This window comes from Nocardioides panzhihuensis (genome assembly GCF_013408335.1).
GTDB lineage: Bacteria > Actinomycetota > Actinomycetes > Propionibacteriales > Nocardioidaceae > Nocardioides > Nocardioides panzhihuensis.
This window is the reverse complement of the sequence record NZ_JACBZR010000001.1, coordinates 5,001,788-5,016,079: the sequence shown is the minus strand read 5'-3', so window position 1 is coordinate 5,016,079 and position 14,292 is coordinate 5,001,788. Positions and strand designations below refer to the sequence as shown.

Here is a 14,292-nt window from a genome sequence, read left to right as displayed (position 1 = left end):
CATCCGCTCGCTCACCTAGAGGTAGAGCCCGCCGGAGGAGTCGCCGTGGTCGTTCTGGGCGCCCGACTGCTGGGCTCCGCCCTGGCCGGGGGCAGGTTGGCCCTCGGCGGATAGGGTCACACCCGGCGGCAGACCCTTGCGGATCTGCTCGAACTGGGCGCGGGCGGCGACCTGCTGGGCGTAGATCGCGGTCTGGATGCCGTGGAAGAGGCCCTCGAGCCAGCCGACCAGCTGCGCCTGTGCGATCCGGAGCTCACCCTCGGAGGGGGTCTGCTCCTCGGTGAACGGCAGCGAGAGCCGCTCCAGCTCCTCGACCAGCTCCGGCGCGAGCCCGGACTCGAGCTCCTTTATCGACGCCTGGTGGATCTCGCGGAGCCGGTTGCGGGAGGCCTCGTCGAGCGGGGCGGCCTTCACCTCTTCGAGCAGCTGGCGGATCATCGATCCGATCCGCATCACCTTCGCGGGCTGCTCCACGAGGTCGGCCACGTCGCGCTCTTCGTCCTCGGGGGCCTCCTGCGTGGTGGCGTCCTTGAGTACGTGGGCGGGCACCGAGATCGGCTGCCCGTCCGGGCCGATGACCACGACTTCCCCGGTCTGCTCCTGCGTCATGCGCTCAACCCTACCCAGGGTCTGTTCGACAACTCGGAAGGCGCCGGCCAGGCGCCGAGTTCTCGAACAGCCCCTAGCCTCCGGTGGTCAGCAGGATCTTGCCTGTGTGCGTGCCGGATTCCATGAGCCGGTGGGCCTCGGCCGCATCCTCCAGCGGAAGTACGTCCTGCACGACCGCCTTCACGTCACCGGCCTCGATCATCGGCCAGACGTGCGCAATGACCTCTTCGCAGATCGTCTCCTTCTGCTCGACCGGGCGGCCGCGAAGGTTGGTGGCGATCACCGCGCCCCGCTTGCGGAGCAGGGCGCTGATGTCGAGCTCCGCCTTGCTGCCGCCCTGCATGCCGATGATGACCAGCCGGCCTTCGGGGTTGAGGGCGTCGATGTTCCGGGCGAGATACTTCGCGCCCATGTTGTCGAGGATGACGTCGGCGCCGCCGTAGACCTTGGCGACCTCGACGAAGTCCTGGTCCTTGTAGTTGATGGCCGCCTCGGCGCCGAGAGCCTTCACGAACTCTGCCTTCTCCTCCGAGCCGACCGTGGTGATCACCCGGGCGCCGAGCCGGCTGGCGAGCTGGATCGCCATCGTGCCGATCCCGCCGGCGCCGCCGTGGACCAGGAACGTCTCGTCAGGGGTCAGGCCACCGACCATGAACACGTTGGACCACACGGTGGTGGCGACCTCGGGGAGCGCTGCGGCGGTGACCAGGTCCATGCCCTCGGGCACCGGCATCGCCTGACCGGCCGGGACGGCCACCTTCGTCGCATAGCCACCACCGGCCAGGAGCGCGCACACCTCGTCGCCCTCCTGCCACTCCTCGACACCTTCGCCGACTGCGGAGACGACACCGCTGCACTCCATCCCGATGATGTCGCTCGCGCCCTTAGGGGGTGGGTAGAAGCCCTGCCGCTGGAGCAGGTCCGCCCGGTTGAGACCCGCGGCGGCGACGTCGATCACGACCTCGCCAGGTGCGGGCTCCGGGTCGGGGCGGTCGGTGACGGTGAGGACCTCGGGCCCTCCGGGCTGCTCGGCTACGACGGCTCGCATGCCACCCAGCCTAGGGGGCTGCGGGAGTGGCGAGCTGTGCCCTGGCGACGTGTAACACGTCGTTCGTAGGTCTATCCGGTTGTTGTGAACGACCGGATAGTCGGTGTAACCGCGTGTTACAGCTCGCGTGAGGCGCCGCGGCGACTCCTCAGAGTGACTTCAGAGCGACTTCAGGTCGGTCCAGGTGTCTACGTCGCGGTGCTCGTCGGCCTCGGAGGCGACCTCGACCAGCTTCAGGTCGGTCAGCAGCGTGCGCAACGACATCCCGTGCTGCCCCTCGTGGTCCGGGCGGACCTCGGCGAGCCGCGCGGCGGAGAGCACCAGCGCCAGCTGCCGGCGCCCGTCGGGCCCGCTGAGGACCGCGCCGTCGTGACCGAATGCCGCCTCCCGCAGCCGCGACAGCGTCCGCGGTCGCAGGAAGGGCATGTCGACGGCGATCACCCCGACGTACGCCCGCGGGGCCAGGAGCGCGTCGACGCCGGTCAGCAGGGCGGCGACCGGGCCGCCGAACCGGGGATCCTCGCGGACGAAGGTCACCGGACGCTCGGTCCTCACCGGGTCGCCCACGACGACGACCTCGGTCGCGTCGACGACGGCGTCCAGCGCCCAGGCCAGCATCGTGCGTCCACCGAGCTCGATCCCGGACTTGTCGACTCCGTCGAGGCGAGAGCTACGTCCGCCGGCGAGCAGCACGGCGGCGTACGGCTCCCATTCGTCCCAGGCAGTCACGCCACCACCTCCGTTGCGCAAGCGCCAGAATACGGACGCGTCGGCGTGCAGATTCGACGGCTCACTCGCAGGCGCTCGCTCACAGGGCGACTCTAGTCTGGAGATATGACCACCTGGAACAGCCTCCGGATCAGTCTCGTGCAGCACGCCTCGGGCCTCGAGCCCGACGCCAACCGGGCACTCCTCGACGAGCTCGCCCCGGAGGGCAGCGACCTGGTCGTCTTCCCGGAGGTCTTCGCCCGCGACTTCGGCAAGCCGGGGTCTGACCTGAGCCCGTACGCCGAAGAGCCTGACGGGCCCTTCGGGACTGAGCTGTCCCGGGTGGCGGAGAAGCGCGGGAGCACCCTTGTGGCCGGGATGCTCGAGGCCAGCGGCGACCCCGACGGCAGGCCGTTCAACACGTTGTTGGTGCGGGGCGGGGCGGAGGCGGCGTACCGGAAGATCCATCTCTACGACTCCTTCGGCTACAAGGAGTCCGACGCGCTGGTCGCGGGTGCGACCGAGCCGGTGATGGTCGATGTCGGCGGGGTGCCGACCGGCCTGATGACCTGTTACGACCTGCGCTTTCCCGAGCTCGCCCGACGGCTGGTCGAGCAGGGCGCCGAGCTGATCGTCCTGCCGGCGGCGTGGGTGGCCGGGCCGCGCAAGGTCGACCACTGGCGCACCCTCCTACGCGCACGCGCGATCGAGAACACCGTCTTCATCGCGGCCGCCGCCCAGTCCGCGCCGCGCTACAGCGGACACTCGCTGATCGTCGACCCGCTCGGGGACGTGCTGGCCGAGGCCGGAGACGGCGACGAGATCATCTCCGCGACGATCGACCGGGCCGTTCTCGACGAGGCTCGACGGACCAACCCGTCCCTGGTCAACCGCAGAATGTGACCCTGGTCAACAAGTCCCCGTCACAGCGGTAAACGGATATCGATGACTCGTTAGGTTCACCCCTTCCCCGGTATCCTCGACTGTTATGGACCGAGCCCCCCGCCGTCGCGCTGACAAGAGCAAGCGTGGCCGTCGTGCAGCCGGTCGCAGCGAGCCCACACCCGCTTATGTCGAGCCCACCTCGAGCGAGGCGCTGGCGTATGGACAGTGGGCGGACGACGACTGGTCCGGCTATCAGGAGCCCAGCCCGGGCACCGGTCAGCCCTTCGAATCGCAGAGCAACGGTCAGAGCTGGAGCACGAACGGCTGGACCGACGAGACGTGGTACGACGAGCGTCAGACGTCCCCGGAGGCTCCTCCCACGGGTGGTGGCCGACGGATCGCCGGCCGCGCCGAGACGGAGCAGCCGGACGAGCCGAGCGGCTACACCGGCAAACGTGCTGCGCGGACGGAGCCGGAGGAGGACCCCTATGGCGGCTACCCGGCGCCCGGGTTCCGCACGGAGCCTGAGCCCGCGCTGAGCGGGCCGTCCGCGCCCCCGCCGAGCGCACGGCAGACGCCGGCGTACTCCACCACGGGGACCTATGTCGGGATGACCGGACTGGCGCAGGCGCCGCAGACGCCGCAGACGCCGTCCCACGTTCAGCAGCCCGCCTATCCGGCTGACCCCTACCAGGCTGCCCCGTACCAGTCCGATCCCTACCAGTCCGGCCACCTCGAGCCGGTCCGCGGTCCGGCTGCTCCCTACGAGCCGGAGCCGACCGATCGCCCTGCCACGGCGGCCAAGGTGACCTCGTTCCTGGCCCAGCCGCGCGTCCCCGGAGCCGGTGCCGCCCGCGCCGGCCTCGGCATCATCGAGAGCCTGACCGCCGGCACCGTCCGGGCGATCTGGCTGGTCGCGCTCGCCGTCGGCCTGCTCGGCCTGGCGGTCAGCGCCTTCGACCTGGGCCCGCAGATCCTCGGCGGCCTCGGCGCCGCCGTCGTCGGCACCGCCTTCACCTTCGCGCTGGCCCACCGCACCGGCGGCCGGCCGCTGATCTTCGGCGCGCTGGCTGGGGTTGCCGGGCTCGTCGTGGTGCTCGTGGACAACGAGGCGCTGCGCACCGGGGCGGCGGTTCTGGTCGCGTCGGTCGCAGCGGTCCTCGCGGTGATGAGCACGGTCCCGTCGCGTCGCTTCCCGAAGACGATCCGAGAGGCGTTCATCGCCGTCGGCATCGCCGCGCTCGGAAGCTTCGCCGCGCTCGGCTTCCAGCCGGTCGTGACGGTCTCCCGATTCGAGTACGCAACGCTCGCCTGCTCGCTCGCGATCGCCTTCTTCGCGGTCTACCGCCTCGGTGCCGGCTTGCACGGCCTCGGTCGGCGCGGCGCGATCGTCGTCGGGATCGGCGGCTTGATGCTCGCGCTCACGCTGATCTACGCCGAGATGCTGCGCCGCTACGGCAGCACCGACCTGATCGACTCGATCGACGACATGCAGCGCTGGTGCCGCATCCACCTCGGTGGCTACCCGCACCCGATCCAGGCGCTCTTCGGGGTCCCCGCCCTGATCTGGGGCACCCACATGCGTGCTCGCCGCCGCCAGGGCTGGTGGGTCTGCCTCTTCGGTGTCGCGCTCACCGCGCCGGTCGCCAGCACCTTCCTCAACCCCGACGTCGGGCTCGCGGAGGCGGCGCTCTCGATCGTCTACAGCATCGTCATCGGTCTGGCGATCGCCTTCATCATCATCCGCATCGACCTCGCCCTCACCGGCTCGACGCAATCCGGCGGCGGCCGCAGGGCGGCGCGTGAGGCCGACGAGGCCAGCGCCGTACGGCCGGAGCCCGGCCGCACCCACGCGCTGCTCTGAGGCGCCTCTTGGCTGGGGCTACCTTCGGGTAACCCGTAGGTTCGGGCTATGAACCGCAGAACCCCCACCACGATCGCTGCCGAGATGGTCGCGAACGTCATGAGTGTCGGAGTGCAGCCCGGAGACAAGGTCGCTGTTGGGGACACCGTCATGCTCCTGGAGTCGATGAAGATGGAGATCCCGGTGCTCGCCGAGACGCCGGGCACCGTGGTGGCGGTCAAGGTCGCCACCGGAGATGTCGTCCAGGAGGGCGACATCCTCGTCGAGTTGAGCGCCTGAGGCTCTGGGCTACTAGACTCAGTTCCCGCGCCTACGGGCGCATGGACGGGTGCCGGAGTGGCCGATCGGAACCGCCTTGAAAGCGGTCGTAGGGAGACCTACCGCGGGTTCGAATCCCGCCCCGTCTGCCAGTGAAAACGAGCGAGGCTAGACCTCCTGCAGGTGTCGATCCACATCGATCATCAACCGCCGCAGCTCGAGGAGCAGATCCTCGATGTCGGCGCGGTCGAGCACGTCGTCGGCGAGGACGGCGAGCCGGCTCAGCAGCGTGCCCCGGTCGCGGAGCGCGTTGACATCGCTGAGGGCACGCCACTCCTGGCCGGTGTCGAGGACCATCAGCGCCTCGCGTACCCCTGCGAGGCGTTGACGCACCGACCATCGCCATAGGCCTACGTTGGCACCGGGGCGAGGAGCAGCGATCGCGGTATCCAGGGCCCGAAGAGCATCCGACATATTGGGAAGCACACCTGTCATGAGTAAAGTGTGACCTAGGTCACGTCAGGGAGCAAGCCGATGCGGCCCTGGGACTCCGTGTCGGCCACAATGGGGGCGTGTCATCTGCTGAGCTCACCTACTACCGCCTTGCTCCCACCGTGCAGGCCCGCCTTCTCGGCGCTGCCGTGGTCGGTCTGGCGCTGCTGGTCTTCGCCGGCACGGCTGTCGTGATCGCGGCACGTATCGACTTCGCGTGGCTCTTCGTCCCGCTGGTCCTCGGCATCGTCGCAGTGATCGGTTTCGGCTGGTGGCTCCGCAACAAGGCGTACGTCCTGCGCGCCAGTGCCCAGGGCTACCGAGTCGCGTTCGTGCGTGGGGCCGGAGTCCGCGAGGCTCGCTGGGCCGACATCCAGGAGGCGGTGACCACGATGCCCGCCGGTTCGCCGTGTCTGGAGCTCCGGCTCAAGAAGGGTGGCGCGACCACCATCCCCGTGACCATCATCGGCATCGATCGGGAGCAGTTCGTGCGCGAGATCCAGGGCTACCTGAAGGCCACGATCAAGCCCCTCGACACCAACTCAGGGCCCTCCGACGCCTCCTGATTGGTCCCAGGCGCTCAGGTGTTGCTAGCCTGATCGCGCGGTATGGAGGCGTCGCCTAGTCCGGTCTATGGCGCTCGACTGCTAATCGAGTTTGGGGCTTAAACCCCATCGAGGGTTCAAATCCCTCCGCCTCCGCCAGTTTCAACGAGTTTGGCCCCCTTCAGAAGGGGGCCAAACTCCGTTCTGACCTGCATTTTTGCGCACTGCGAAAGTCCGCACGCCGGAACATGGGTTACCCGAAAGTACCCAACCTGCACAATAATCATTCCGTAGGCCTCTCGGCACCGGCATCGGCCTCGAGACCAGGAAGGTAAGAACATGAAGCTCGTACGCACTGCGGCGGCTATCGCGCTGGCCTCGGCGGCGACGGTTGTGGTCACGCTGTTCCCAGCAGGCCAGACCCAGGCAGACATCACCTGGGGAGTCGGTGCTGATCAGGGAGAGACGGTCCAGGCGCAGGACATCACCTGGGGTTTCACCGGCGTCACAGCCTCCAAGACCCAGGCGAAGGACATCACCTGGGGCTGACCGCCCCAGCATCAGCTGTCATCGATTGCGCTCGACCCGCTTCGCCCGATCTCGTAGCCGAGTTGAAAGCGGGTATCGACGCCGAACTCCTCTTTGAGGTCGGCGACGTAGCCGGCGTAGGTTCTCGGGCTGACGCCCAGTCGCTTTGATGCGGCTGGGTCCGAGTGCCCTTCGACCAGCATTCTGAGGGTCATCGACCGCTGCTCGCTGGCGATGTCTTTCAGGGTGGACGGGTCGCCGTGTCCGAACGGCCGCCCTCGTTCCCAGGCACGCTCGAAGACATCGACCAGATAGGCGACGACAGACGGTTCGCGAACGGCGACAGCGACGTCGACGCCTTCCGGGCTGGGAATGACTGCGATCCGGCGGTCGAAGATCAGAATCCGGTTGAAGAACTCATCGAGTGTGCGGACCTCGCCGCCCGCCGCCACGACTGCTGAGACGTACTCCCTGGTTTCGCTGCTGCGCCTTGCGGCGTGTTGGTAAAGCGTGCGCATAGTGACGCCACGTTCGATCATCGCCTGCTCCTTGGCGATCGCCTCTGCCAGCGCGTCCCCGCCAGCTCTCCTGTTCTGAGGCTGTGCGGTGAGCGCCTCGAACTCGCACTCTGCGGCGAGCGAGTCGACGAACGGTTGGATGGCGGGGCGATGCACGTAGGTGAAGGGGCCACGCTCGTCATTGGGCGCCGAACGTCGCCACGCGCTACGCAGCGTGGTGAAGTGGTTGGCCCAATCGGCCGACTCCTGGAGCAGTCGGATGCCCTCTTGCGTCATCGGCGTGACGATCTGTGCCTGGACGGTTGCCGGGTCGACAGGCACCCAGCTGGTGTCATCTTCGCCGGCCTGGCGAACCAGTCCGAGCTCTATCAAAGAGGTCAGTGCGTCGGCGAACTCTCCGCCTTGGCTGATCCGCGAGTCTGATGCGGGAATCTCGCCTCTGTCCGCGATGAGCTCGAAGAGCTCGATGCTCTTGGCCTCGAGCATCGCACGCGTCATCGGCGTGCGGTCCCCGTCGGTCACGTTCTTCTCCTCGCCGGACGGCGTGGGTTGACGCTTGCTCACGCTCCACCTCCCCGATGCTGTGGCTGGCGCCAGATCCTCTCACACGTGGCGATTTCTGGTCACGGACCATCATCCGCTAATCTTCTACACGTTGCTTCGGTAACACTGCGCCTGTAGCTCAACGGATAGAGCATCTGACTACGGATCAGAAGGTTTGGGGTTCGAATCCCTACAGGCGCGCAAGACTTTGCAGGTCAGCGGCATGTGCGGCACTCCTCAGAAGAGGAGCAAACATGCAGATTCAACAGATATTCAACACTTCGGGGTCGTCATCGACGGCCCTCGACGTGTTTCCGAGGCGCTTGGCGAGTCTCGTGCACCTACCGTGCATGGACACCAAGAGCACACACCTGACCCTCGCATCGGCGACCGACGAGCACGGCCTGAACGCTGTGATGTCGATCTCCGAGCTCGCCGCCTACCTGCACGTCGCCGTGCAGACCATCTACGACCTGCGCTGCCAGGGCCGCGGCCCGCGGGGCTTCCGCGTCGGCCGCGAGATCCGCTTCCGCCTACGTGAGGTCGAGGCCTGGCTCTCGCGGATGGAGCACGACGACGCTGACCGACACATGGCCGGCCGGACGCCGGAGGAACCGCGATGAGCGGCGGACGCCCACGGCTGACGATCGGAACCCACGGCGAGATCTGGACGACGCCGAAGGGCAAGAAGGTCACGGCCGGAACGTGGGTGCGCGACCACGACGGCAAGATGCGTCAGGCCACGGCCACCGGATCCTCCAAGACGGTTGCAGTCACGTTGCTGAAGCAGCGCATCCTGCAGCGGCCACAGTTCGGCGCCGGTGCCGTCCTGGACTCGACCAGCCCCTTCGGGCGACTCGTCGACTTATGGCAGGCCGAGCTCGAGACCCGGGACGTCGCGGACGGGACCCGGGACCGCTATGGCGATGCCCTTCGTCTGCACGTTCGTCCGGCGCTCGAGCACTTCACCCTCAACGAGATCACGACCAGCCGCGTGGAGTGGTTCCTGCGCAGGCAGTACGAGACGTCGTATGCGCAGGCTCGGACCGCGCGGACCCTGCTCAACCAGCTCTTCGGCTTCGCGATGCGGCACGACGCGATGGCTCGCAACCCTGTCGACGGGACCTCGCCGCTGCCGCGACCGGCCGGCGTACCGCAGGCGCTGACGCTGGAGCAGGTCGCCGCGATCCGGGAGGCGGCGTGCGCATGGCGCACCGAGCCGGGGCGGCCTGGTCCAAAGCCTGATGGAGTCGTCCGGGACATCCTCGAGGTGCTTCTGGCGACGGGGATGCGGCCGGGCGAGGTGCTCGCCATCAGGCCCTGCGACGTCATCGACGGGCCGAAGGGGATGCTCATCGAGGTCACGGGGACCGTGGTGCAGCGCAAGGGGAAGGGCGCGTATCGGCAGGACCGGCCCAAGACGCATGCCTCGAAGCGATTCGTGCCGGTCCCCGAGTTCGGGGCCGATGTGGTTCGTCGCCGACTGGCGGCACTCGACGGTCAGCCGGAGCGCACGATCTTCGCGAATCGTCGCGGTGGTGTGCTCAGCCCGCCGAACGTCCGACGTACGTTTCGTGAGTTCCTGGTGCTCGCCGGCTTGGCCGATTCCGGGATCAGCCTGCGCTGGTATCGACGCACCGCGGCGACTGTCGTCGCCAGAGCGATGGGGGCGGACGCCGCCGCCGACTTCCTCGGGCACTCCTCGACTGTTGTCACCGAGGGGCACTACATCGAGCCGGACCGGGCCGTCGACCGGACGCCGACGGCGCACCTGCAGCGCACGCTCCGTGCGGAGCGGCCAGACCCCCGACTGCTTTCCAGGGCGATGAGCGAGGAGGAGGCCGAGATCCTCGACGAGATCGACCCCGCGACCGACAACGACGGCATCGAGGGGAACGCGGCCTGAGTGAATTCTCTCGCCGCGGGGAGCGTCGCGCACCTGGCTACTGCAGCCGCCGTCACCCATCGGTGGCACCCAACAGATACTGGAGGTTTCCGATGAGCACTGAGCAGATCCCGTTCTCCCGCCGCGACGAAGAGGAGGTGCTGACTTTCGCCGAGGTCGCCGAGATCCTCAAGGTCTCACCGAACACGCTGCGCTGGTGGCGCCAGAACCGGACCGGGCCCGACTTCTTCAAGCTGGGCCGCCGCCTGGTCACCACCGTGGGCGACGTACGCCGATTCATGCGACAGCAGCGGCTCGCCAGCCGCAGACCCTTCTGAGATCGCACGGTTCCGGCGCAGCGCCGGAACCGGTCAATCCTCGAAACGGACCGTGCCGTGCTCGCGGTGCCGGTGAGTCACCGGAACCGTGCTCTCCCCGCGCTCTCCCCGGATGGGCTGCGACCGGCCGCTGGTTCCGAGGAGCCCTCGGAACCCGTGTCTCTCGCGAGTTTCCGCAGGTCGTACGGTGCTGATGATTCATCGGCACCGTAGATTCCCGAGCAATGTGCCGGACCAAAGCCATCGATCTCACGGTGGTGATGAATCATCCCCACCGTCTCCGCCCCATGCTGCTGGCCGCCACCGAGCGCGTTCGGAGCCCGGCTCGCGGCGCGATCGCGCCACGGGACGTCGGCACCGATCAGGTCGAACATGCCTTCGACTATCCGCTCGATCGGCGCGAATTTCAAGGACCAGGTGTGTTCTGGGTCCACCTCGTCATTGACCGTCACCAGTCGTCGACAGCCGTTGGGTCGACTGCTTCTCGGGTGTGGTGGTTGCCTTGCGGGTTCGCGAACACCGTGGCAGGAGTGTCGTGCCTGCGTACACTGATCACATGACGCTGAGCGCATCTGAGTTCTTCGAGGCGGGCCTGAACCTGCCTCCGTCGGTGCGCAAGGACGTGGCTCTTCGGTTGCTGGAGTCGGTCGAGGTCGTCGATGACGACGCGGTCGAGGAGGCGTGGTCGGAGGAGATCGCCTCGCGTGTGGACGACGTGGTGAGCGGTCGGGTCGAGACGGTCTCGGGCGAGCAGGTCTTCGCGGAGATCGCCGCTCGGCGGGCTGCTCGTAGCGCATGAGGTCTGCGTTCGACTTCCATCCGGAAGCTCGGGCTGAGTTCGCTGCTGACGTCGACTGGTACGACGATCGGGAGGACGGTCTGGGTGGTCGCTTCGCACAGGCCGTCCGCGCAGCGATCGACGCCGCAGTCGAGGACCCGGAGGCGTGGGCGAGGTGGCAGGGCTGGGATCGTGAGCCGTCGGTGCACGCGAAGGGCGTCGCCGGGTTTCCGTACCGGGTCGTCTACGTCGTCAACCAGGACGTGCTGACGATCGTGGCGGTGGCTCATGCCAAGCGTCGACCGGGCTACTGGCGAGATCGAGTACGCCGCTGACGCGCCACGCCTCGGTAGGTCATAGCCCGATCCCCGGCGTCGTGGCGGGCGCCGGTCGAAACGTGGCGAGCGGATCGGCCTGAGCGCCTGGGCGCAGGGGCCGACGTGCGGCTGGCCGGGGGCCGTAGCGGTCGATGTCCTCGAGGGCACGCCGGGCGGCGCGCGCGGGGCCCAGGTCGGCTCGGTCATGCCCGAAGATGTCGATCCATTGCTGCCGGGCGTCCTCGACGGAGTCAGCGACGAGGTGTGCGGTGTTGTGGTCGCGCCCGCGGGTCATGCCGACATAGGCGGAGGCGGCGCTGGTGTGGCCCCCGACCAGAACGTGCGCGTCGTGCGCAGTGGCGCCCTGGATGCCGTAGGTCGTGGTTGCGTAGGCCAGTTCGACGTCGTGGTGGACGTAGGCCATCGGTAGGTGTCGACGTCCGGCGTCGCCGTGGACGACGAGTCCGTGCTTGTCGCGGCCGGTGACGGTCCAGGTGTCACGGTTGGCGACGTCGGCGTCGGGGTTGTTGCGGCGGGTCGCGATCTTGTCGCCGATCCCGATGCGTTCTCCGGCGTTGGTGGTGATCTCCTCGGTGACCTGGCCGGCGAGCCTGCGGGTGTGATGCACGAGGGTGTTGATCCGTGCTGCGGCCTCGCGAGTATCGGCGATCACCACGCACTCGCCGTTCTGGCCCGAGGGATCCATGCCGATTGCGAGTGCCGCCAGCTCGGTGAGGCGTTCGACGTCGCTGGGGTGGATAACGATCTCGCCCCTGGCCAGTAGCTGGTCGAAGGTCTCACCGGGCCGGTCGCCGGCGCGCATCTGGAGGCTCAGGTGGGCGTAGCCGGGGTCGGTGAAACGGCGTACGCCGTCCAGGTCGATGCACCGGTTGGTGGCGTAGCGGCTGGCGAGGTCGAGCACGCCGCCGCGGCCGACGGCAGGGAGCTGGTGGCGGTCGCCGATCAGTGCCAGGCGTGCGCCGGTCTCGTCGGCGACGTGGATCAGTGCGACCGCGGTGTCCTGATCGAGCATCCCGGCTTCGTCGACGACGAGCAGATCACCGCGCCGCAGTCGCGCGTCCGGTCCTGGAATCGCGGCGTCGTGTGCCCAGTGGCCGTGGTCGTCCCAACGGAAGCCGTGCTGGTGGAGCAGCCACGCGGCTGAGTACGACGTGGCGCCGACTTGTCCGGCGGCGACCTTGGCCGCCTTGAGCGTGGGGGCGACGACCAGCATCCGGCGGCCGGCGTCGGCCAGCGCGGCCTGGGTTGCGGCGAGGGTCGCGGTCTTGCCGGTGCCGGCTGCGCCTTCGACGACCACCAGCGCCTCGGTGCTGGCCAGATGCGCGGCGGCCAGGACCTGCTCCCGGGTGAGCCGCTCTCGTCGGCTCGAGTCACGCTGGATCGCCGAAACGGTCCGAGTGGCGGGTGGCGACCCGGATTCGGCGCGTTTCGCGAGGCGGCTGGTCAGGTGATGCTCGACTGCCAGCACGTGGGGTGAGGTCAAGGAGCGTACGTGCTCGGGGACGTCGTCACGGTCCAGCAGCGACTGGGAAGCTGCCAGGACGCGGGCGGCGAGGTCCTCGGTCAGCTCGTGACGGACGGCAGCCTGGGTGATCACGCCGGCGGCGGCGATCAGCTGTTCGACCTCGCCTCGCACGTCGGCGATGTTCCAGGCCGAGCGGCGCGCCCCCAGCCGGGTCAGTACCTCCGCGGTCAACTCGATTCGGCGCAGGCGCCCGATCCGGGTCACCTCGAGGGTCGCGGGCCGTGTCGGTGGACGGTAGCCGAGGTCGGCGAGGTGATCCCGCCAGGCACACTCCAGGTCCGCGCCGGAGGTGGGGACGATCTTGTCGGGTCGCTCGTCGGCCCAGGCGCGCCGGTCCCAGGCCTGCAGGAGCCGCGGTCCGGGTTCCTGCCCGGGGTGGTCGCGACGCCAGCTTGCCTCGTAGCGGTCCATGTTCTGCTCGATCTGTCGCGACCGGGCCGAGAACGCCGAGACGTACGGTGTCAGCTCGGTGAGCTCGCCGGTGTCGAGATCGACATGGAACCCGTGGGCTGCGAGCGTGGCGCGGAACTCGGGGTCGCACATCATCGAGGCGTGACCGATCCCGTTGATCGCCGCGATCGCGTCGCGCATCCCGATCGTGTGCAAGCCGCGCCATCCGGTGCTGCCCATCACTTTGGCGAGGACCCGGGTGTTGATCTGGACGTGCAGGTGGCGGTGTGGATCGCCGGCGCGTGAGGTGTAGTGCCGGATGACCGCTGCCTCGATCTCGGCCACCGGCACCTGTACCTGACGCCCACGAGGACCAACTCTGGTGGTGGAGTGCCGTGCCAGCCAGCCGATGATCTCCTGGGCCGCTCGCTCCTGCGCTGCGTCGTAGGCTTCGGCGATCTTCGGCTCCTGTGCCGCGGCCAGCGACCAGGTCTTGGGGCCGTTGACGGTGAACTCCATGAACCGGTTCGCCGCCTTGTCGTTCCGCAGCCGCCCCTTCGGACGCCCAGCCTTCGGGCCATCGATCTGCAACCCGGCCACCCAGCGCTCATAGATGTCGCCATCCATCACCCCGGCCAGGTGCACCGTCTCCGGAGTGGCGACGTACCGGAGGGCGAGACCGGTGCCCTCGGCCAGGTAGTAGTCATCCGCTGAGGACCGATCCCGCTCCAGATACTTGCGGGCATCCGCCGCGGCCCCGCAGTAGGCCACCACGCCACCATGCATCCGAAATCACCGCCCATCAACAACCGTCGACAATCGCAAATCTGCAGGTCAGGAGAGTATTCGCTACTGAAATGCGTAGCATGCGTGCCGGGGTCTTGAGGGCTGAAAGGGTGCCTGGCGCCTGCTGATTCAGGTGTCGGCAGTGATCGTCAGCGTTCGATACCTCGGCATGCTGCGGGGAGATGCCGTGCGGCTGCGATCGGAGCGACCGAGCGGATTCGTTTGCCGACCCTGTGGCGGCCGATCCCGCGGCC

At 68.3% G+C, this 14,292-nt stretch carries 17 protein-coding genes and 3 tRNA genes; 13 read left to right on the top strand and 7 right to left on the bottom strand.

Going from position 1 to position 14,292, the window contains the following annotated elements; genetic code table 11:
• Positions 1-15: 15 nt before the first annotated feature.
• The 3 genes from BJ988_RS23785 to mobA form a co-directional block, all read right to left on the bottom strand.
• Positions 16-609 (bottom strand): bacterial proteasome activator family protein, encoded by a 594-nt coding sequence (locus BJ988_RS23785; protein WP_179660335.1) that lies wholly within the window; start codon positions 607-609, stop codon positions 16-18.
• A 73-nt stretch (positions 610-682) separates the two neighbouring features.
• Positions 683-1,657: an NAD(P)H-quinone oxidoreductase gene (locus BJ988_RS23780; RefSeq protein ID WP_179660334.1), complete on the bottom strand. Its 975-nt coding sequence runs from the start codon at positions 1,655-1,657 to the stop codon at positions 683-685.
• Between the two features lie 159 nt (positions 1,658-1,816).
• Positions 1,817-2,386, bottom strand: a complete 570-nt coding sequence (gene mobA / locus BJ988_RS23775; protein WP_179660333.1) for an NTP transferase domain-containing protein — start codon at positions 2,384-2,386, stop codon at positions 1,817-1,819.
• A 105-nt stretch (positions 2,387-2,491) separates the two neighbouring features.
• On the opposite strand from mobA, the gene BJ988_RS23770 reads away from it, so the two are divergent.
• From BJ988_RS23770 to BJ988_RS23755, 4 genes are all read left to right on the top strand, one after another.
• The gene (locus BJ988_RS23770) at positions 2,492-3,268 is read left to right on the top strand and encodes a carbon-nitrogen hydrolase family protein (RefSeq protein WP_179660332.1); all 777 of its coding nucleotides are present in this window, start codon (positions 2,492-2,494) and stop codon (positions 3,266-3,268) included.
• Positions 3,269-3,353: 85 nt separating this feature from the next.
• A complete protein-coding gene (locus tag BJ988_RS30690) occupies positions 3,354-5,114 on the top strand; it encodes a hypothetical protein (protein WP_246321562.1) in 1,761 nt (586 codons plus the stop codon).
• A gap of 48 nt (positions 5,115-5,162) precedes the next feature.
• Positions 5,163-5,393 (top strand): biotin/lipoyl-binding carrier protein, encoded by a 231-nt coding sequence (locus BJ988_RS23760; protein ID WP_179660331.1) that lies wholly within the window; start codon positions 5,163-5,165, stop codon positions 5,391-5,393.
• A gap of 43 nt (positions 5,394-5,436) precedes the next feature.
• A tRNA-Ser gene (locus BJ988_RS23755) sits at positions 5,437-5,524 on the top strand.
• 16 nt (positions 5,525-5,540) lie between these two features.
• Here the strand turns inward: BJ988_RS23755 and BJ988_RS23750 are convergent.
• On the bottom strand, positions 5,541-5,765 hold the full coding sequence (locus BJ988_RS23750; protein WP_179660330.1) for a hypothetical protein: 225 nt from the start codon (positions 5,763-5,765) through the stop codon (positions 5,541-5,543).
• Positions 5,766-5,944: 179 nt separating this feature from the next.
• Here BJ988_RS23750 and BJ988_RS23745 point away from each other — a divergent pair, with 179 nt between their 5' ends.
• The 3 genes from BJ988_RS23745 to BJ988_RS23735 all read left to right on the top strand — a co-directional run bounded on the left by BJ988_RS23745 (position 5,945) and on the right by BJ988_RS23735 (position 6,958).
• Positions 5,945-6,430, top strand: a complete 486-nt coding sequence (locus BJ988_RS23745) for a hypothetical protein (protein WP_246321561.1) — start codon at positions 5,945-5,947, stop codon at positions 6,428-6,430.
• Between the two features lie 44 nt (positions 6,431-6,474).
• Positions 6,475-6,568 (top strand) — tRNA-Ser (locus BJ988_RS23740).
• Positions 6,569-6,748: 180 nt separating this feature from the next.
• Positions 6,749-6,958 (top strand): hypothetical protein, encoded by a 210-nt coding sequence (locus tag BJ988_RS23735; protein WP_179660329.1) that lies wholly within the window; start codon positions 6,749-6,751, stop codon positions 6,956-6,958.
• A gap of 11 nt (positions 6,959-6,969) precedes the next feature.
• Here the strand turns inward: BJ988_RS23735 and BJ988_RS23730 are convergent, their stop codons facing one another.
• A complete protein-coding gene (locus BJ988_RS23730; protein WP_343051762.1) occupies positions 6,970-8,019 on the bottom strand; it encodes a LuxR family transcriptional regulator in 1,050 nt (349 codons plus the stop codon).
• Between the two features lie 107 nt (positions 8,020-8,126).
• Between BJ988_RS23730 and BJ988_RS23725 the strand changes: the two genes are divergently transcribed.
• The 4 genes from BJ988_RS23725 (at position 8,127) to BJ988_RS23710 (ending at position 10,221) form a co-directional block, all read left to right on the top strand.
• Positions 8,127-8,199: transfer RNA gene (locus BJ988_RS23725), tRNA-Arg, on the top strand.
• Positions 8,200-8,348: 149 nt separating this feature from the next.
• A complete protein-coding gene (locus BJ988_RS23720; RefSeq protein WP_218861081.1) occupies positions 8,349-8,621 on the top strand; it encodes a helix-turn-helix domain-containing protein in 273 nt (90 codons plus the stop codon).
• Complete coding sequence (locus tag BJ988_RS23715) at positions 8,618-9,904, top strand: tyrosine-type recombinase/integrase (RefSeq protein ID WP_179660328.1); 1,287 nt, start codon at positions 8,618-8,620, stop codon at positions 9,902-9,904. Before BJ988_RS23720 ends, BJ988_RS23715 begins: the two co-directional genes overlap by 4 nt.
• Before the next feature lie 92 nt (positions 9,905-9,996).
• Complete coding sequence (locus BJ988_RS23710) at positions 9,997-10,221, top strand: helix-turn-helix domain-containing protein (protein ID WP_179660327.1); 225 nt, start codon at positions 9,997-9,999, stop codon at positions 10,219-10,221.
• A 77-nt stretch (positions 10,222-10,298) separates the two neighbouring features.
• On the opposite strand, the gene BJ988_RS23705 is transcribed toward BJ988_RS23710, so the two are convergent.
• Entirely contained in the window at positions 10,299-10,673 is a 375-nt protein-coding gene (locus tag BJ988_RS23705) for a hypothetical protein (RefSeq protein ID WP_179660326.1), read from the bottom strand.
• Between the two features lie 104 nt (positions 10,674-10,777).
• Here BJ988_RS23705 and BJ988_RS23700 point away from each other — a divergent pair, with 104 nt between their 5' ends.
• Entirely contained in the window at positions 10,778-11,020 is a 243-nt protein-coding gene (locus tag BJ988_RS23700) for an addiction module protein (protein WP_179660325.1), read from the top strand.
• Positions 11,017-11,334: a type II toxin-antitoxin system RelE/ParE family toxin gene (locus BJ988_RS23695; RefSeq protein ID WP_179660324.1), complete on the top strand. Its 318-nt coding sequence runs from the start codon at positions 11,017-11,019 to the stop codon at positions 11,332-11,334. Before BJ988_RS23700 ends, BJ988_RS23695 begins: the two co-directional genes overlap by 4 nt.
• 19 nt (positions 11,335-11,353) lie before the next feature.
• On the opposite strand, the gene mobF is transcribed toward BJ988_RS23695, so the two are convergent.
• Positions 11,354-14,038 carry a MobF family relaxase gene (mobF, locus tag BJ988_RS23690; protein WP_179660323.1) on the bottom strand — a complete coding sequence of 895 codons (2,685 nt, stop codon included), beginning with the start codon at positions 14,036-14,038 and terminating at the stop codon, positions 11,354-11,356.
• Positions 14,039-14,292 lie beyond the last annotated feature (254 nt).